The sequence below is a fragment of the Ascidiaceihabitans sp. genome (assembly GCF_039986515.1).
GTDB lineage: Bacteria > Pseudomonadota > Alphaproteobacteria > Rhodobacterales > Rhodobacteraceae > Ascidiaceihabitans.
The window spans coordinates 234,671-253,299 of record NZ_JBDWQO010000014.1 but is presented as its reverse complement, the minus strand read 5'-3'; the positions used below and the strand labels follow the sequence as shown (position 1 = coordinate 253,299).

General features: G+C 53.9%; 20 protein-coding genes. 7 read left to right on the top strand and 13 right to left on the bottom strand.

Going from position 1 to position 18,629, the window contains the following annotated elements:
- The 6 genes from boxB to ABJL60_RS13615 all read left to right on the top strand — a co-directional run bounded on the left by boxB (position 1) and on the right by ABJL60_RS13615 (position 6,302).
- Complete coding sequence (gene boxB / locus ABJL60_RS13640; RefSeq protein ID WP_348375938.1) at positions 1-1,452, top strand: benzoyl-CoA 2,3-epoxidase subunit BoxB; 1,452 nt, start codon at positions 1-3, stop codon at positions 1,450-1,452.
- Positions 1,449-2,645 (top strand): benzoyl-CoA 2,3-epoxidase subunit BoxA, encoded by a 1,197-nt coding sequence (gene boxA, locus ABJL60_RS13635; RefSeq protein ID WP_348290685.1) that lies wholly within the window; start codon positions 1,449-1,451, stop codon positions 2,643-2,645. The genes boxB and boxA overlap by 4 nt, the downstream gene beginning before the upstream one ends.
- A 157-nt stretch (positions 2,646-2,802) precedes the next feature.
- Positions 2,803-3,717: a helix-turn-helix transcriptional regulator gene (locus tag ABJL60_RS13630; RefSeq protein ID WP_348290683.1), complete on the top strand. Its 915-nt coding sequence runs from the start codon at positions 2,803-2,805 to the stop codon at positions 3,715-3,717.
- Complete coding sequence (locus ABJL60_RS13625) at positions 3,714-4,205, top strand: 3-hydroxyacyl-CoA dehydrogenase family protein (RefSeq protein WP_348375937.1); 492 nt, start codon at positions 3,714-3,716, stop codon at positions 4,203-4,205. Before ABJL60_RS13630 ends, ABJL60_RS13625 begins: the two co-directional genes overlap by 4 nt.
- Positions 4,206-4,413: 208 nt before the next feature.
- Complete coding sequence (locus tag ABJL60_RS13620; RefSeq protein WP_348290679.1) at positions 4,414-5,877, top strand: ATP-binding protein; 1,464 nt, start codon at positions 4,414-4,416, stop codon at positions 5,875-5,877.
- Positions 5,874-6,302: a response regulator gene (locus ABJL60_RS13615; RefSeq protein WP_348375936.1), complete on the top strand. Its 429-nt coding sequence runs from the start codon at positions 5,874-5,876 to the stop codon at positions 6,300-6,302. The genes ABJL60_RS13620 and ABJL60_RS13615 overlap by 4 nt, the downstream gene beginning before the upstream one ends.
- A gap of 84 nt (positions 6,303-6,386) precedes the next feature.
- Here ABJL60_RS13615 and ABJL60_RS13610 read toward each other — a convergent pair whose 3' ends face one another.
- The 7 genes from ABJL60_RS13610 to rplS all read right to left on the bottom strand — a co-directional run bounded on the left by ABJL60_RS13610 (position 6,387) and on the right by rplS (position 13,242).
- Entirely contained in the window at positions 6,387-8,045 is a 1,659-nt protein-coding gene (locus ABJL60_RS13610; protein ID WP_348290675.1) for an ABC transporter substrate-binding protein, read from the bottom strand.
- Positions 8,046-8,397: 352 nt separating this feature from the next.
- A complete protein-coding gene (locus ABJL60_RS13605) occupies positions 8,398-9,615 on the bottom strand; it encodes an amidohydrolase family protein (protein ID WP_348375935.1) in 1,218 nt (405 codons plus the stop codon).
- 35 nt (positions 9,616-9,650) lie between these two features.
- The gene (locus tag ABJL60_RS13600; RefSeq protein WP_348290671.1) at positions 9,651-9,875 is read right to left on the bottom strand and encodes a hypothetical protein; all 225 of its coding nucleotides are present in this window, start codon (positions 9,873-9,875) and stop codon (positions 9,651-9,653) included.
- 13 nt (positions 9,876-9,888) lie between these two features.
- Positions 9,889-10,698, bottom strand: coding sequence for a division plane positioning ATPase MipZ (locus ABJL60_RS13595; RefSeq protein ID WP_348375934.1), 810 nt, complete (start codon positions 10,696-10,698; stop codon positions 9,889-9,891).
- A gap of 129 nt (positions 10,699-10,827) precedes the next feature.
- Positions 10,828-12,465 carry a sulfotransferase gene (locus ABJL60_RS13590; protein WP_348375933.1) on the bottom strand — a complete coding sequence of 546 codons (1,638 nt, stop codon included), beginning with the start codon at positions 12,463-12,465 and terminating at the stop codon, positions 10,828-10,830.
- A gap of 169 nt (positions 12,466-12,634) precedes the next feature.
- Positions 12,635-12,856 (bottom strand): 50S ribosomal protein L31, encoded by a 222-nt coding sequence (gene rpmE / locus ABJL60_RS13585; protein ID WP_108827241.1) that lies wholly within the window; start codon positions 12,854-12,856, stop codon positions 12,635-12,637.
- 11 nt (positions 12,857-12,867) lie between these two features.
- Positions 12,868-13,242, bottom strand: coding sequence for a 50S ribosomal protein L19 (gene rplS / locus ABJL60_RS13580; RefSeq protein WP_108827242.1), 375 nt, complete (start codon positions 13,240-13,242; stop codon positions 12,868-12,870).
- Positions 13,243-13,642: 400 nt separating this feature from the next.
- Between rplS and ABJL60_RS13575 the strand changes: the two genes are divergently transcribed.
- Positions 13,643-14,230 (top strand): LysE family transporter, encoded by a 588-nt coding sequence (locus tag ABJL60_RS13575; protein ID WP_348290663.1) that lies wholly within the window; start codon positions 13,643-13,645, stop codon positions 14,228-14,230.
- Between the two features lie 13 nt (positions 14,231-14,243).
- Here the strand turns inward: ABJL60_RS13575 and ABJL60_RS13570 are convergent, their stop codons facing one another.
- The 6 genes from ABJL60_RS13570 to bluB form a co-directional block, all read right to left on the bottom strand.
- Complete coding sequence (locus ABJL60_RS13570) at positions 14,244-15,788, bottom strand: radical SAM protein (RefSeq protein WP_348375932.1); 1,545 nt, start codon at positions 15,786-15,788, stop codon at positions 14,244-14,246.
- A gap of 41 nt (positions 15,789-15,829) precedes the next feature.
- Positions 15,830-16,300 carry a TerB family tellurite resistance protein gene (locus ABJL60_RS13565; protein WP_348375931.1) on the bottom strand — a complete coding sequence of 157 codons (471 nt, stop codon included), beginning with the start codon at positions 16,298-16,300 and terminating at the stop codon, positions 15,830-15,832.
- Between the two features lie 139 nt (positions 16,301-16,439).
- Complete coding sequence (gene trmD, locus ABJL60_RS13560; RefSeq protein ID WP_348375930.1) at positions 16,440-17,234, bottom strand: tRNA (guanosine(37)-N1)-methyltransferase TrmD; 795 nt, start codon at positions 17,232-17,234, stop codon at positions 16,440-16,442.
- 105 nt (positions 17,235-17,339) lie between these two features.
- Complete coding sequence (rimM, locus tag ABJL60_RS13555) at positions 17,340-17,846, bottom strand: ribosome maturation factor RimM (protein ID WP_348375929.1); 507 nt, start codon at positions 17,844-17,846, stop codon at positions 17,340-17,342.
- A complete protein-coding gene (locus ABJL60_RS13550; RefSeq protein WP_348290652.1) occupies positions 17,843-17,986 on the bottom strand; it encodes a hypothetical protein in 144 nt (47 codons plus the stop codon). Before ABJL60_RS13550 ends, rimM begins: the two co-directional genes overlap by 4 nt.
- Before the next feature lie 3 nt (positions 17,987-17,989).
- Positions 17,990-18,619, bottom strand: a complete 630-nt coding sequence (gene bluB, locus ABJL60_RS13545) for a 5,6-dimethylbenzimidazole synthase (RefSeq protein WP_348375928.1) — start codon at positions 18,617-18,619, stop codon at positions 17,990-17,992.
- Positions 18,620-18,629: the final 10 nt, after the last annotated feature.

Below are 18,629 nucleotides of genomic sequence, written 5' to 3'. Positions count from 1 at the left end.
ATGATGGACTTGATGAACGTAAGCTATGACACGCAAATCCCCAACAATGTGGGCCTGTCCCAAGACAAGAAGGTTCTGAAAGCACTGGAGAAATGGCATCCCGGCTACATCAACTGGTGGAACGACCTGATTCCACAAAATTTTCAGGACAGCATGGTCTATTTGCGCACGGCGGTGTCTGTTGATCCCAAAGGCTGGGCCAAATTTGATTACGTGAAGATGCCGGAATACCGCTGGGGTGTTTTGCTGGCCCCCGCTGTCGAAGGCCGCACCATTCCCATGGGCGAGCACTACGGCGAACCTGCGTGGCAGGAGGTGCCGGGCGAATACCGCAACATGCTGAAACGCCTGATCGTTATTCAAGGCGACACAGAGCCGGGGTCTGTCGAACAGCAGCGTTTCCTTGGTCTGACCGCGCCGTCTTTGTACGACATGCGTAACCTTTTTCAGGTCAACGTCGAAGAAGGTCGCCACCTTTGGGCGATGGTCTATTTGCTGCAAAAGTATTTTGGTAAAGATGGCCGCGAAGAAGCCGACGATATGTTGGTGCGTTCTTCTGGCTCTGACGATGCGCCGCGCATGTTGGGTGCCTTCAACGAGGAAACGCCAGATTGGCTATCGTTTTTCATGTTCACCTATTTCACCGACCGCGATGGCAAGATGCAGCTTGAAAGCCTCGCGCAGTCTGGTTTCGACCCGCTGTCGCGCACCTGCCGTTTCATGCTGACCGAAGAAGCGCACCATATGTTTGTGGGCGAAACCGGCGTTGGCCGCACCATTCAAGCGACGCTGGAAGCGATGGCTGCCAATGGCATCACCGATCCCTATGACGTCAACAAAATCCGTGACTTAGGCGTTATCGATCTGCCGACCATCCAGAAAAAGCTGAACTTGCACTACACCCTTAGCCTCGATTTGTTTGGTCAAGAGGTCAGCACCAATGCTGCCAACGCCTACAATTCCGGCATCAAGGGTCGCTACATGGAACAGCGCATTGATGATGACCATAAGCTGCACAATGACACCTATGCCGTGACCTCGATCGTCGATGGCAAGATTCTGACCGAAGATGTGCCCGCCCTGACGGCCATCAACATGCGCTTGCGTGACGACTATGTGCGCGATGCCTCTGGCGGTGTTGGGCGTTGGAATAAACTGATCGCAAAGTCGGGCGTGGAGTTTGCGTTCAAAATGCCACATGAAGGCTTTCACCGCCAGATTGGCGTGTTTTCCTCTGTAGCGGTTGATCCCGACGGCAACATCATGTCGACAGACGAATGGACCAAGCGCCAGCATGAATGGTTGCCCACCAAAGCGGACGGCGATTTCATTACATCGCTGATGAAGCCCTGCTTTGAGCCCGGCAAATACGCGACATGGATCGCACCCCCGAAGGTTGGCATCGACAACAAGCCTGGCGATTTCGAATATGTAAAGTTGCATATGGCATGACCCACCCCACGCCTTTCAAACAACACCTGATCGACCCAGAAATTTGCATCCGCTGTTACACATGTGAAATGACATGCCCGATAGGGGCGATCACCCACAACGATGACAATGTTGTTGTGGATGCGGACAAATGCAATTTTTGCATGGACTGCATCCCGGTTTGTCCAACGGGGTCAATCGACGAATGGCGGGTGGTCGATACACCCTATTCTTTGGACGCACAGTTTGAATGGGAAGAGCTGCCCGATCAAGAAGACATCGCCCCGGCGCAGGGCACGGGCGACGGCGATGGCACGGATGATGTGATTGCACAGCTTTTGGCAGAAGCACACGCAGGTGCCGGTGGTAAAGCCAAAGCACCGGCGACTGCGTCTAAACCAACTATCAATATGTACACATTGGGCAAACCTGCGACCGCTACGGTGCAGGGTAATTACCGTCTGACCGAAGAAGACAGCGACGGGGATGTGCGCCATATAATTCTGGATTTGGGATCGCTGCCGTTCCCTGTGCTGGAAGGGCAAAGCGTGGGTGTCATAGCGCCCGGAACCGACGCGCAAGGCAATCCGCATTTGCCCCGACTGTATTCTGTGTCCAGCCCAAGGGATGGTGAGCGGCCCGGCTACAACAATTTGTCTTTGACGGTGAAGCGCGAAGACAACGGCCTGTGTTCAAATTTCCTATGTGATTTATCCAAAGGCGACACAGTGCAAATCACAGGACCATTCGGGGCGACATTCCTTTTGCCATCCGATCCACAGGCGCAGGTTTTGATGATATGCACAGGAACCGGTTCCGCCCCGTTTCGCGCCATGACAATGCACAGACAGCGTGAAATGCCATCCGTTACAGGGGCTTTGTCACTGGTGTTTGGCGCTCGCAGTCCGCGGGATTTACCCTATTTTGGACCACTGAAAAAGGTGCCTGACAGCTTCTTGCAAAAGTCTTTTGCTTTCAGCCGAATGGGCGATGCCCCGAAAGTATATGTGCAGGACAAACTGCGCGAGAATATGGATGATATCGCAGCTTTGCTGTCCCATCCGAAAGGTCACATCTACATTTGCGGGCTCAAAGCCATGGAAGCCGGTGTTGAGGAAGCGTTAGGTGACATTTCCAGACAAGCCGGATTTGACTGGACTGAAAAACGCGATGAAATGCGTGACAACGGGCGGTATCACGTCGAAACATACTAGGCGGGTGCGCCATACCCTGCCTGCGACAACCCACCGCAGGCAGGGCGCTTTTAAAATTCGACCAGTTTTGTTGCCTTTTATCGGGTTTGCCACAGTTTGATGTCTGCAAGCCAATCTAAACGGTTTGCGCTTTTTGAATACTTTGGTGCCGACACACATGACGCAAAATTTGGAAATCCAGCAGTCTGAGACCGACCGTGAAGTCGACGGTGGTGAGACGTTGATTATGCGCTTGGCGGGCCGCGTGCGTGCTGTGCGCAAAGAGTTGGGTATGCCGCGCCGCGAACTGTCCGAACGGTCCGGTGTTTCCCCGCGCTATCTGGCGCAGCTGGAAAGTGGCGAAGGCAACATCTCGGTTTTGCTGTTGCAGCGTGTTGCAGCCGCGCTGAACACCCGCATCGAAGATTTGCTCAGCGACACCGGCGACACCTCACGAGAGGCGCGACAGATCGCGCAGCTTTACCAAAACGCAGGCTCCGAAACCCAAGGCAAAGTGCGGCGTATGCTTGTTGTGCAAAACCCGCACGCATTACGGGCGCAACGTGTGTGTCTGATCGGTCTGCGCGGTGCCGGCAAATCGACGCTTGGGCAAAAGTCGGCGGCGGCTTTGAACATCCCGTTTGTTGAGCTTAAATCGGAAATCGAAAGACGCGTGGGCATGCCGGCTTCCGAAATCATGGAACTGTACGGCCAAGACGGATACCGCGCGATGGAATCCGAAGCGATAGAGGCTGTGGTTTCTGCGCATGACCGATTGATCATGTCTGTGGGTGGCGGCATCGTCGCGCAAGCAAAGACGTTTTCGCTGTTGAAAACCTATTTCCATACGATTTGGGTGCGTACCAGTCCGGCGGAACATATGGCCCGTGTTCGTGCGCAGGGCGACTTGCGCCCGATGGAGGGCAACCCCGAAGCCATGGAGCAACTGAAGGCGTTGCTTGCCGCGCGAAGCCATTTGTATGAAACGGCCCTGGCGCAGGTGGACACATCCAATAGGCCGCAACAGTCGTCTGTTAACGATGTTTTGACCACCATCGCGAAACATCGCTTTATCGAACAACGTGGACCGTGACATCTGAACTTTCACAAGTTGAAGACGTGCTTTGGGCGGCCTGTGACACACTTTTGTGGTTTCATACGAATCCGTGGGAATTGGATGAAGCCCTTGTCGGGGCGGGCTTTCTGGTGGGGCCGCTGGAAGTGCAGGATCACGTTGGCTTGCTGCATGTACTCACACGCCGCAATGCATATCGTAGCCCTGTGTTGCCACGCATGGTCGCAGAAGGCCGTATCGGCAAGATAGGTGGCGTGGGCTTTTATCGTTACCCAGGTGGCGGCGGGGCGGTGATTGACCCGTTGATGGAAGATCTCATTCTGGAAGAGGCGCATTTTGCCAAGGTGACGCGCACCCCTATGAGCGATGCTGAAATTGTCCATTCTGTTCTAACGCCCGTTTCAGTTTTTCTTCGTGAAAAGGCAACGGATCCAATCGCCGTGGCGCGGCAATTGCAAATCAACGTAGACGATTTGACCGACCTTTTAGCCCAAACCGCTTCTTAAAATGTACTCCCCTTATGGGGGTGAAATCCATTGTTAACGGTTCCTGGTCTAGGTTCGGGGTTTGATGCGTGGTGATGCGCTGCGCCGAACTGCTTTGGGAAGACCGTGTGATATGTGCGGCAAATTTGTTGCTGGAAATTGAACTGGGTTATCGCATGATAATTCCATCTAAAAAGCACGTCTTTTCGGCATTGTTCAGGTCGCCGAGATGACAGGGTTTTTTTCGGTCGGCGGGCGATCTTCAAGTGCGCTTGGGCGTCGCATGGTTATCTATATCTTGCTGGCCAATGCGTTTTTGTCATTGTTTGCTTCCAGCGTTCAACTTTATGCCAGCTACAAACAGGGGCGGGCGCAGGTCACCGCCACTGTGCAGATGATCGAAAACAACTTCAAACACGGCTTTGAAGAGGCATTGTGGCGATATAACTCCCCCTTGATAGAGGCGCTGTTGGAAGGCGTTCTGCACAATGAGGATGTGCAATATCTGAAGCTTCAGTCGGACAATGGACAGATTTGGGAGGCCGGTGAATTCACCGGTGTAGACCGGACGGTCAGCGGCACAGTGGACTTTTTCCACGATGCAGACACCACGCGTGAGGTGCCTTTGGGCAAACTGTTTGTCGGGGTATCATTGCAATCGGTGGAAACACGATTGTGGTCGCAGCTGTTGGTCATGCTGTTTTCAAACTTGGGCAAGACCCTCTGCGCTTCGATGGTGATGCTGCTGTTGTTCGACCGCATTGTCACGCGGCATCTCGAAACGATATCGCAACATGTGTCCCAACGTGGTTGGTTTGACCGTCGAGACCCATTGCGACTGGACCGAGCGCCCCATGAAACACAAGACGATTTGGACAACATCGCGGCCGCCATCAATGAGGCGCACAGGAAAGGGCGGCAGGACTTTGATGCGCTTCAGGCCGAAGTGCATCGCCGCAGAGTTGTGGAAACCCTTTTGCGTCAACGCAGCCAAGCGCTGGAAAACGCCAACGAAGAACAGGCGCAGTTCACTTATGCAATTTCCCACGACATGAAATCACCTGCGAATACGATCCAGATGTTGTTGAAAGAGCTGTTGGAAACCGAAGCCGATAATCTAAGCGAAGACGGCAAGTCCATGATTGCAGACGCCTGCCTAACGGTGCAACGGATGACGCTTCTGGTTGAAGATGTCTTGAATTATGCACGCACCGTTGGGGATGATCTGCAAGTTGAGGATGTCGATTTGAACGTGCTTTTGGCAGAGATTGTGCAAGATCTGACGGGCGATATTGCCCAATCTAATGGGATTGTGGAAATAGGAGATCTTCCAAGGCTGCAAGGCAGCCCTTGGCAATTGCGGTTGCTGTTTCAAAACCTGGTTCAAAATGGCCTGAAATTTGCCAAGCCGGGTGTGACACCCCATGTCACTATCCGCGAAGTCTTGCCCAAAAAGCGGGACCAGATTCGCATCTGTGTGCAAGACAACGGGATAGGTGTTGATCAAATTCACCATGAAAAGATTTTTGCACTGTTTCAGCGCCTGCACACCCACACCGAGCATCCGGGGTCCGGTTTGGGTTTAACCGTATGTAAACGCGTGACCGCTAACCATGGTGGCACGATTTCGATGAAATCGCAGTCAGGCGATGGGTGTGCGATGACGGTTGAATTTCCGGCGGAGGGACGATGACTGAAAAGATCAAAACGGTCATGTTGATTGACGATGAAGAAATCGACCAGCGCAATTACAAACGCATTTTGAACCGTTCCGGATGTGTGGAAAACATAATCTCGTTCAACTACGCCGACGAAGCTTTGATATTTTTAAAGGAAAATCCGGGCCAGAATATCGACGTTATCTTCTTGGACATAAACATGCCCCGGATGAACGGTTTTGAATTCATTGAAGAAGCCACCCAGGAATTGGGGGCTGATTTCGCCCGCATGGTCGTTGTGATGTTGACGACATCCATCAACCCTTCTGATCGACAAAGGGCACAAGCAAACCCCGTTGTGCGTGCATTTCTGGAAAAACCGATGGTGATGGACCATATCGGGTTTGTCGCAGGTCTGTTGAATGATGTGGACGCCGGCAACTACACCCCGACGTCGTGAAAAACGCAGGGTTTTCAGGGTTACGTGACGCACAAAAAAAGGGGCCGCAAAAACTGCAGCCCCTTCTTCAAATTTCTTAGGTGTTTAGGTCCAAGCGATTTCCGCAGGGCGGAATTCGAATGAGATATGGTGACCGCCGCCGACCAAACCTTCTTTGGTGTGGTTGTACAGGGAACGCCAGTAAGGCTGGATCGTAACGCCTTCTTCTTGCACCAATGCTTGACCTTTCATCATCAATGCGCGGCGCGCTTCGACGTCTGGCGTTGCAAGCGCTTCAGTCAGGATCGCGTCGAATTCGTCATTTGCCCAACCAAATTCGTTCCACGCTTCACCGCCGCGGTATGCCAAAGCCCAAACCTGAACGCCCAACGGACGGTGGTTCCAGTTTGTGCAAGAGAACGGATATTTCGCCCAGTCGTTCCAGAACGTAGAGCCTGGCAGAATGGTCCGTTTCACCTTGATGCCCGCGTCACGCAATTGTGCCGCAACCGCATCGGTGGTGTCTTTGCGGTAACCAGCGTCAATCGAAATCAGCTCGTGTTCGAAGTCGGCCATGCCTGCTTCTTCCATCAAAGCTTTCGCGCCTGCTGGATCGACTTTACGCGCTGGCAGTTCTGCATACTCGGGGTGCATCGGGCCAACGTGGTGGTTTTCGGCCTTTTCGCCGCGTCCGGTTACGCCCAGCTCCAACAAGATTTCGTTGTCGACGGCCATGGAAATCGCCTGACGAACACGTTTGTCAGCATAAGGCGTTTTGCCATCAACTTCAGCCAGTTGGTTTGGACGTACAACAACAGTTGCAGCCGTCACCACAGAGTTGTTCACAAAGCCGTCCAACGTATCGAAGATATCGATGAATTCGCCTTCGATGGAATATGTCAGATCGATTTCATCAGCTTCACCGGCGCTGACCCAAGCAGCGGGGTCTGTGCCGTAATCGATGTATTCGATGCGGTCCATGTAAGCGCCGTTGCCTGCGTTCCACCATGTGTGGTCTTCGTTGCGCACCAAGACACCTTTGACGCCGACTTCCAAAGATTCTGGTTTGTAGGGGCCTGTGCCAACCGGATTGGAAAGGGCTGTGTCCGCCGTGTAGGACGCAGGCACGATCGCTGCCGGATAGTCCGCCATACCAGGGATCAATGAAATATCTGGGCTTGGCAGGTTCAGCTTAACGGTGTGGCTGTCCACGACTTCGATGGCGCCGTCCAATGCTTGGTTTGTATCTGCGTCAATCAGTGTCGCAAACCGGCCAGCCATTGAGTTGCCTTCAAGGTCTTTGTCGCACCAGCCAGTGATGTTGCGTGCAACGTCTTCGGCAGTGAAATCGGACCCATCGTTCCATTTTACGCCTTTGCGGACGTTCAATGTGTATGTTTTTGCGTCTTCGGACACTTCCCAGCTTTCCAGAAGCTGTGGTTGGAAGGTGCCGTCATTTTCATATGTGACCAGATATTCCAGCCAACCACGCGAGAAGTTCGCGATTTGTGACCAGTCATAGGTGCGCGGGTCTTTCAGGGCACGTACTTCTGTTTGATAGCGAACTGTGCCGCCCATTTTGTGTCCAGCAGCCATCGCAGGGCGGGCCGTGCCGAGCATTGCATAGGCTGTCGCAGCCGTGGCACCAAAGGCGCTGGCCAAAGCCAAGAATTCGCGGCGGCTTACTTCATCGTTTCCAGCTGTTTTCGCAGCATCCGCAATGGATGAATGCAAAGGTGTGCCAGTCCGTGTCAAAAACGTCATGTTCTTCCTCTCTGTAGTTGGCGTGGCCCTTGGGGCTGGCGCCTGAAACGTGGGTGAGTGACCCACAGGTGCGGCAGTTGACCTGCCTTTGTTGCCACCCTTTTGGCGGATGATGCCCCGGATAGTCGTCACACGGACGCGCGGCGTCAACCCTAACTTGGATCGCTGACATCAGCTTACGTAGCCCGTTATGTACATCTTGGTACAAAAAACGGCATTTGCTTGGTCTGCACCGTCACTTGTGTCGTTCTGGCGTGGCTTGGGGTGTTTTTCCGGACGTAAATTAATATTTTCCAAAGGAAGACTGTTGGGGATTGAAATCTGTAGTGTGCGTGTCCACCGTAAAACAACTTCATTTGGGCGGCTGAACCTCAAAAAACGCGTCTGCAAGTGGCAGCAGGGGGGCTCTACCCGCAACCAGATCCGCGGTCGATTCTGCATCAGAAATCCGCAATTTCGACAGGGGTGCGCTGTCCACATAAAGTGGATCTAACCCCATGGCACGCGATGCGTTTGTTGTAATCAGTGCCAACCAATCTTCGAATGGTGGGTCTAGATGTGCGCTTAATGCTGCAAGGTTCAGAGCAGCCATTGGGTTGTGCTGCCCCAAAGGACAAAACGCATCCCCTACATTGTCGGAGGCCACGCTAATCGCGACACCCGCATCGCGCAATTCTTGTAAACGGGACAGGCCTCTGTCTTCGGGCGTACCAGCAACGCGACCCTGAAGGTACAAGTTTGTTGTGGGCAATGCGCAGATCGTGATCCCGGCCTTTTGCAGTTTGTCCACAATACGAGAAAGGTGGTCTGGAGTTTTGCGGATCAAGCTAACGGCATGTCCACACAATATCGGTCCTTCAAAGTTGCAAGCAATTGCCGCGTCGGCGACCGTTTCAACGCCGTTCAGATCTTCAAGGCTTTCGTCTACATGAAAATCCAAAGGCAGGCCAAAGCGCGTTGCGGCATCAAACATATTGGTCAGTGCCTTTGCGATGTCAGGCTGTCCGTGAATGAACGCGCCCAAGGCACCGTTGCCCTGCGCGACAGCGCGGGCGACGGTGGTGCAATAGGATTTGTCCGCCATTTCGGCAACACCGGTAAGTGCGGCGCAGTGGACGTCCATCGGGGAACGCGCCCCGAGGTCGTTTATAACCGTCCAGGCCAAAGGTGGTTCAGCTGTATCCCCCCAATCGATATGGGTGCGCAGGGCCGCGCAACCGGCATTTTGTGCTTCGGCCAGACCACGCGATGCACGGGCCGCCAAATCGTCAGCTGTCCAATTTGCTTTGTCTTGGCGTTGGCGTTCAATTGCCTCCAACAGATCACCCCCAACATTGTCCATACGGAAAATGGAATGGCATTTGTCCAAGTGGCAATGTGCTTCTGCCAATGCAGGCAAAACCATGCGGGGCGTTGTGGAAAACGCTGATGTCTGCAGGTGAACATGGCCACTGCTGTCGATATGCAAGTCACCTCTCAGGCAGGCCCCTGTATCGGTTCCGCCGAACCGCGCCGGGTGTGCAACCATGGATTTGGGCACCACAACATCACACACAATCCGTGCCACCATCTAGATGCCCTTTCAGCGTTGTTTACTTCGGGTCTTCAGTCGGGCGCGTCGGCATAGATGCCTTTTACCAACTTCCAGGTTGTCCAGATCAAAGTTCCACCAAAAAACAATCCGGCCACGCCTATGGTTTCAAACATGGCGGGCCCCTTTGGCATGCCGCGCACGGCCACCGCGCCGACCAAAAGTCCCAAACCCACGAACGAAAATCCAAGCCGAAACAAAAGCTCTGATCGGGTGGGTCCAAATTTTGGTTTGGTCATGGTCAGCCTTTCTTCAAAAGTCGACGGAAACTCCCGGAAGGTTCAGGGACTTCATCAAGTCGCGCAATTCCTGACGCGCCGCGATGTTTGAGATGTTCAATTGTTTGACGCCGATGTCCTTGAGGTCCAGTAGGGTCAGGCCGCGGGGAAAAAGTTCGCGGAAAATGACGCGTTCGTTAAAGCCCGGCGCGACCCTGAACCCGATACGTTTGGATAGCATCTGGATGGCGCGTTCCATTTTCTCTTTGTTGACCATACGCTGTGCGCCCAATCGGTTGCGCACAACAATCCAGTCAATGGGTTGCAATCCCGCTTGGGCGCGCAGCTGGCGGGCGTTCCAGACCATTTCCGAATAAACAGAAGGGCCTTTGATCTTGTCGCCCGTGGCATCGATACGCGCCAACAGATCGAAGTCGATGAAACTGTCATTCAATGGCGTGACCAGCGTGTCCGCCAGCGAATGGGCAACTTGACTAAGGCGCGTGTGTGACCCGGGGCAGTCGATCAGGATGAAATCACTTTCGGGTTCCAGCGTCGCAACAGCCGCTGATAACCTGTGATCATAGACGTTTTCACCCGGTTTCAGACTGTTGCTGTCAATCTCCGGAAGATCATGCACTTCGGGAGATGGCAAAGACAGGCCAGACTCTTTCATAAACTCGACGCGGTTTTCCACGTATCGTCCGAATGTGCGTTGGCGTAAATCAAGGTCCAACGCACTGACTTTGTGCCCCATGCGCGACAAAGCCGTCGCGACATGCATTGAAACGGTGGATTTACCCGCGCCGCCTTTTTCGTTCCCGACGACAATAATATGCGCCATGATCTGTCCCCTTCGCCGCGGGCCTCTGGGCCGCGCTGTGTACCAAACACAATATCGCGTCATGCTTGAACACACAGTTTCGCGTCATGTTGGGCATACTATATGTGGGGTATTGGTCTTTGGGAAGCGTCACATCGGCAATTGCATCGGCTGTAGATCGGTAAATTCCCGTAAAGCCAGCCGTAAGGGGGCTGCCGTTGTCGCATAGCGGTGCCAATCGCGGTTTGCAGTGTCTTTTGGCAAGTCGCAATGCGCCGACCAATTCAAGCCGCAGCGTTTCAAAACGGCATGAGCCGTGTGACCACCGGGACGACACAACGCATCACCGGACACACCGCATATGTTGGCGTGTTGCGATTCCCAATGGCGCATCAAATTCGCACTGCGCAGTAAGTATGCCGCCAGATGCATCGGTGTGTGACGACAGTCCGGCGCCAGGTCGGGGCCATCGCTGCGGAACGCGGTCCAAGCTGTGTGCACGTGATCACGGGTCATATGCACAACCCGCGCCTCGGGCAGGGCGGCGGCCAGCAATCCTGACCAACGAAAATTCAAGCGCGTGCAATCTATCAGCACGTCGGCCCCATCCGCAGCCTGCCGCAAACCTTCGCGCAGTTGGGATTGCAGCACCAACAGGTCTTCACGTGTCACATCGAGGCGTTTTTCCTGTCTTAGATGACGCATAAAACGCGTCATAATGGTTTCTACGAAGGTCAATTGACGGGCAGACCGGTTCAGTGAACCCTGTTCCAGAACACGTGCCATGGCGGTGACACCTGACCCCGGCAAACCCGTTACAAACAGAGGCAGGATAAAGTTTTTGGTTGCCGGTAACGGTGTGAACCGAAGCCGCATCAGCATGGTAAACAACACGCTGTCTTTGCTGCGTTTGTAGTTTGAAGTTGCTTGTGCGCACGTGTGATACGCGGAAAGGTGTTCCGCTGCACGGGTGGTGTCTTTGCGTTGATCAGATATCCGAAACAGCGCCAAATGAGCGTCCGCTTTTTCGGAAGAAGAGCTGCCTGTCCCTTCTATGCAGGCACTTAACCGTTCTTGCGTCTTTTGCGGGCAGTGTTCGCCTGCCAGTTGCGTTGCGGCCTTTATCAAAGCGATCGGGGTGTCCTTCGCGGCAAGCAGTTCTACGGCCCGCTTTTGAAGGTTTGCGATGTCGTCTGCGGTCTTTGTCACATCACAAAGCCAGTCGAACGCATGAGCGGTGATTGCTTTTCGCGCGTGCGCGACCGCCATAGCTTCCTTGTTACGACCCAACTGCGTCAAAATGCGCGATTTTAGCAAATCCGATGTTTCGGAATGATCTGCCATTACAAAATATGCATCTTGGGGGGCGCCAGCGCTGAGTAGATTTTCTGCCAATGCATGCCAATGTGCTGAATGCGGGGCCGATGCGTGGGCGCGTTCAAAACACAAAGCGGCGCGCGCATTGCGCCCAAGCGCTGCCAAAGCACGCCCTTTGGAGGCCCAAAGATCATCTGTGTCTCGGCTTATCAGGGCCTTGTCAAACAAAGCAATCGCTTCGGTCAGTTTCCCGTCCTTCGTCAGGCAATCACCGCGCAAATGCAGCACCTGTGGGTTGAGAGGGGCCGTTAGGGTCAAGGTGTCTGCGATGACCGATGCCAATTCGACGTGACCGGCTTTTAGGTGCTGCCGTGCCTCCTGGATTTGCGCCGCCAGATCAAGCGTCGGCATGATGGGCGGAAAAATAGTATCAGTGCCGTGACGCGGGCGAGAGAATGGTTTCAAATTCATAAAAAATGGCGGCCCCCTGTGGCGTGTGACTGAGTCTCACTCTTGGGACAAATATTGGTGCATTACTGGTTACCAAATCGTCAAGGATCAACAAAATAAGTGCCAAAAACGCACAAAGCGCCGCTTGTTTCCAAGCGGCGCCCTGTAAAAATATAGCGATGAGAAAGGCTTAGAAGCCCAAACCTGCATATTTGTTTTTGAACTTGGAAACACGACCGCCGGTGTCCAGCAAGCGGCTGCTGCCGCCGTTCCACGCGGGGTGCGCAGAGGGGTCGATGTCCAAAGCCAACTGGTCGCCTTCGGCGCCCCAAGTGGATTTCATTTCGATCACTGTGCCGTCTGTCATTTTGACGTTGATCAGGTGATAATCGGGATGTGTATCTGCTTTCATCTGTCTGACCTTCAGGCTTTAGGGGCTTTGTAGTTTGTATCTTCTGCGATACGTGCGGATTTACCACGACGCGAGCGCAAGTAGTACAGTTTGGCGCGACGCACGCGACCACGGCGGACCACGGTGATGCTGTCGATGTTGGTGGAGAACAGTGGGAACACACGTTCCACGCCTTCACCAAAGGAAATTTTGCGAACTGTGAAGGATCCGGCGATACCTTTGCCGTTGTTGCGCGCGATGCACACACCTTCGTAGTTCTGAACGCGGGTACGTGTACCCTCGGTCACTTTAAAGCCGACGCGCACGGTGTCGCCTGCTTTGAAATCAGGAATTTCTTTTCCCAGGGCGGCAATTTGCTCCGCCTCTAGCTGTGCAATCAGGTTCATCTGATGGCTCCTATAATGCTCAGGGTTTGCCCCCGAAGTGTTTGGTGCGATCCAGAGCTCTTTGTCTTCATCGGGTCCGAAACACATTCGCCCGCAAGAGGATAGGTCAACATTGCTTTGGTACCTTTGGGCTGCAAACAGACCGCGAAGAAGCGGAAACAGGACAAAGGGTCCGGTCACACAGAATGCGAGTCGGAACGCGCTGGGTATAGTTGCAAAAACAGGTTCGGGTCAAGACCGCACAGGCACCAGAGGCGTCCCGAGATCGCTTTGTAATACTGTGTTTTTAGGCGTGCGGGGATCTTATGTGCAAACCGGACGTGCAGGCTGCTGCATTCTTGTTGATCTGAGACGCAAATGTGCATGATAACCAATGCAGCATATAGTCCAGGTGTCGCACATGAATGCATCGATCCTTCTTGTTTTGTTTGTGTTTGCGGGGTTGTTTTCGCCCGGGCCAAATGTCGTCATGTTGACGGCGTCCGGGGCGCGGTTCGGTTTCAGGCGCACCTTGCCGCACCTGTTGGGCGTGCCAATAGGGACCGGGCTGTTGGCAGCCAGCAGCGCATTTGGAGTGAACGCGCTGTTGTTGGCGCTGCCAGCATTGAAATTGGTGTTTCAGATTGCGGCGGCCCTTTGGATTTTGTGGTTGGCGTGGCGCACTGCACAGGCGGGGCGGGCAGGGCGTGCAAAAGATGCAGGACAGCCGTTCACCTTTGTGCAAGCAGTACTGTTTCAGGCGGTAAACCCGAAGATCTGGGCGATTACCTTAGCCGCTTCTGCGGGTTTCGGAATTGGGCTGGACCCACATATCGAAGCGCTGAGGCTGTTTGCGGTTTTTGCCGGAATAAACCTATGTGTCTGCCTGTTTTGGACAACAGTGGGGCACCTTTTGTCCGGTGTCTTGCAGTCAGATGCCATCTGGCGTGGGTTCATGACCGTTATGGCGGCGTTTATGGCCGCCACAGTTGTGCTGATTTTCTTATAAACTGCTTTGCAGCTTACCGTGCGGCATAGGTTCGGTGTCGCGGGTTTTTTGTTTTGAACGCTGACACCCCGCGATCTGCGGCATATTCATTGAGATAGGTGGCAAGGCTTGCCATCAGGTCACCTGAAATTTCGGGGCGCTCGCTTTCAATGTCACGGACGAAATCTATCAAGCGTCGCGCAGGTTTGTCGCGGGCCAGCAAAGACACGAGTTCAAGAAACGGATCATCTGCACTGCGGGTTCGGGTCTTAAGGGGAGGCAAAACCGGCGCAGCCAAAACGCGGGCGAAATGTTCAAACCGTTGTACTGCATTTTCGGGGTCGAGAATTGCAGACTTTAACCAGTCGCGGCCCTCGGCCAGCTCTGCACGTGTCATGTTTCTGGGGATAATATTCGTAAGCGAGGTGCCGCCAACAGACAGGACATCATCGGCTGCTTCCACCAGGCGCCCAGCTGCTTTCATATCGTCATAAAGCGGCGTCGAAACAGGGGCGACCAGAACCGTTACGTTGTATCCAACGATGGGCAGGGCTTGCGCGAAATTAAATTGCCGCTCGAAACACTCGGTTGTATCATGGTCAAAACCAACGATCAGCCCGCTCCGCAAAGCCACGCCACCTTGCAGGATTTTGGTGGTTTCGTCGATCAGGTTGACCTTCAAATTTTGACGCTTGCCGCTGTCTTTCAAAGCCTCTTCGTTGTCGGTTTCAAGGCCGATGAAGGCGCGGCGCAATCCTGCTGCGTTGCACAACTCCAAAACCTCCGGGTCACGTGCAACATCGACGCTAAGTTGGGTATAAAACCCGACGGTTTCGCGTTCGGGTTGACTGTTCCATGTGGCGATGGCTTTTAGAAGTTGCTTGCTGCGGCTGCGGTAGACTGTGAAGTTGTCATCGCTTAACTGGATTTCACGGTAACCGTGGTCGTAAAGCAGCTGAATTTCCGCGATGACCTTGTCGTCTGGTTTATGCCGTTGCACGCGACCAAGATATTGAATGACATCGCAGAAGTTGCATGAAAACGGGCATCCTCTGCTGGTTTGGACGACACCGGACAGGGCGCGGTGGTTTGGGTAGAGATCCCAACGCGGAACTGGTTGTGTGGACAAATCCGCTTTGCCGCCGCTGTAAGAAGGTTTAAGGCCCGCTCCGAACAGATCGTCTATGAAGCTGTTTGCAACAGGTTCAAATTCACCTTTTATCAAGCAATCTGCGCGGCCTTCAAATACCTCAGGCGCAAGCGAGACATGAGGCCCCCCCAAAACAACTGTGCGCCCCTTGGCACGAAAGGCCGCCGCCAATTCCAGGCCCCTTTCCACCTGCGCGACATTGATGCTGATGCCGACCAGATCTGCCGGATCGTCCAGATTGACAGGGTCGATAAGCTCGTCACATAGAACCAAATCAGTTTCTGGCGGAAACCACGCCGCGATAGACGTGATGCTGGCGGCGGCAACCACGACTTTTGGGGACTTAAACCCGATGGTGTTGAGGACACTGTTGTTTTCAGTGTCGCTAGAATTGAAATCAGGTTTTGGGGCAATCAAATAAACGCGCACAGTGTGATCCATTCATGTAAACGGCAGTAATATGTCGTCGGCTAAAATGTTGATAGTTCGTCGGGTTGCGCGTTTTGCATTTCTTCATCGTGCAATTCTTTTGCGCGAAGCGGGGAGATACCTAAAACGGCTTCAACCTGATGCAAAATGTTATCCTCTTCTTCCTGTTCGAACCCGTCAGCAAACACGACGGCCCACAGGGCGCGCAGGGCAGCTTCGGCTTCTTCCGTACCGACCGCTTCTTTCAAAATGCCGGCCAAAGCATCGGTGTCGTGCATGTGTTCTTCCAGCTTTTCACACTGGGCGCGCATTTTAGCGGCTTCGACCGGGTTCAGGTTGTGACGGCGGGCCAACACGCGGTCGATCACTTCGACTTCTTCAAACAGATAGGCACGGTCTGCTTTGGCAGCCTGAACCATCAAGGCGCCAACCACATGTGCTGCGTCCGCTGGCGGCAAAGGTGTTTCATATTTTGTTGGATTTTGGATGAAAGCGAGCAGTCGTTCAAACATGAAAGGGGCCTGTAAATGAGCGTTTTATGCAGGCTAGCGATTGTTGTGAAGCATAGCAAATAAAGTGTTAACAACCTCGCAAAAAGGTTAACGCCGAAAAGGTTAACACAGAAAAGGTTAACGCAGGCGCATCCCGCCGCTATTTTTCAGGCTTCGTGTGTTTTGCCCATAGGTCGGGCCTGCGTGTTTGCGTCAAACTTTCTGACATCTCCTGACGCCATTGTTCTATTTTGGCGTGATTGCCAGACATCAAAACCTGCGGCACATCGCGTCCGTTCCATGTGGCGGGGCGGGTGTATTGTGGATGCTCCAAAAGGCCGTTGGAATGGCTTTCCTCAACGGCGCTGTCGGCGTTTCCCAAAACGCCCGGCAACAGACGTACTGTGGCGTCGATCATGGCTTGCGCTGCGATTTCGCCGCCTGTCATGACAAAATCGCCCAACGAAACTTCCATGACATTGTAATGTTCAAGCACACGTTCATCGACGCCTTCAAAGCGGCCACACAGGATCGTCACGCCATCGCACCGCGCCCATGATTGCGCCATTTTTTGGGTAAACGGCACACCGCGCGGTGACATATAGACCACCGGTATGCGACCCTTGGAATGGGCATTGGCAGCTTCGATTGCGGGCCCTACGACGTCGGCCCGCAACACCATGCCCGCGCCTCCACCTGATGGCGTGTCGTCGACGTTTTTGTGTTTCGTCAGTCCAAAGTCACGCAAGTTATGTGTGTGCAACTGCCATTTGCCGTCTTGCAATGCACGCCCCGTCAGGCTTTCGCCCAAGACCCCGGGAAACGCGTCTGGAAACAATGTGATGACACGGGCTTGCCAAACACCGGCAAGATCGGGAACTTCGTCCATCAGGCTGCTGGGGGTCATTGTGGCGCGTATAGATTTGCGGCCAAATGACTTTGGGGTGTTTGCCACGGTTTCGGGCCTTTCCAGATAGGGTCACGCAACCTGTTGGCCATAGCATCAAGGCTGGGCGGAACTCAAAGCTTTCTTGATTTGGTTCAAAGCCTGTGGGTTAGGTTAAAGAACGCCGTCGGGGGGATCAGCCACAATGCGGCCCGCGTCCAGATCCACAGTTGGAACCGCCGCCAGTGTAAATGGCAACAAAATCGTGGCGCTTGATCCGGGGCGCTGAATTTCTAGCAAGTCTGTCGCACCATGGTTTTGCACGGATTTCACGGTGCCAATCAGCGTGCCACCTGTGTCTGAAACCGTCAGCCCCACAAGATCGGAATGATAGTATTCGTCGTCGGGCAGGCTGGGCAGTTGAGCGCGCCGTGCAAACAACTGAGTGCCTTTCAGCGCATCGCCTTGTTCCTTTGTCTTTACCTCGACCAAACGCGCCACAAAGCCGTTTTTGATGGGGCGGATCAAGGACAGATGGAACACGTCGACGCCGTGTTCGCAGGTCAAAGGGCTATAGGCTTCAATGTCCTCGGGGGTCGCGCAAAAGCTTTTGATGCGCACTTCGCCCTGTACGCCATATGAGCCACTGACAGCGCCCACACAAATCATTTCATCTCTCATTGAAGCGTTCCTTCGCACAGGCCTTCGATCATTTCTCCGCCCTTGGCATCGCAGTCCAGACCATCGTTGTATTGCTCATATAGGACACCCGCAACAAAGGCGACTGCAACAAAGAGTATGGTGCGGATCATGCGAAACATGGGTCACCGTGTCTCGATGTTAAGGGCTGTTTGGCGGGTTTCCCAGCCTTTGGTTTGAAGCTCTGGGGTCGTCGAATTCTCTTCGGGCCATCCGATGCACAAATAGGCAATCAGTGACCAGTCTTCGGGTACACCCAAATCGGCAGATAACTTCGGCGCGTCAAGAATGGACACCCAGCCCATCCCAAGCCCAAGTGAACGGGCCATAAGCCACATCAGATTTACAGCGCCAACAACAGAATAGCGCCGCATTTCAGGCATGGTTGTTGCCCCCAAGCCCGAGCCTTTGGATGTCGCATCATCGCAAAAGACTGCAATATGTTCAGGGGCTTCTTGCATGCCGGACAGCTTCAAACCGGCGTAAAGCTCGGCTTTTTCGCCGGTATAGCCATCTAATGCTTTTGCATTTGCTGTCTGGTAATTTTCAATGGCTTTGGTGCGCATTGTGGCGCTTTGCACGCGGACCACACGCCAAGGTTCTGACAGGCCCACCGAGGGGGCCAATCGAAAGGTGTCGAGGCATTGCATCAGCAACGCCTCGTCCACGGGATCGGTGCGAAAACGCCGCACATCGCGGCGCCACGCCAAAAGGTTTTGAAACTGGTCGCGGAAGTCTTGTGAAAAGGCATCCATGCCAGCTGAC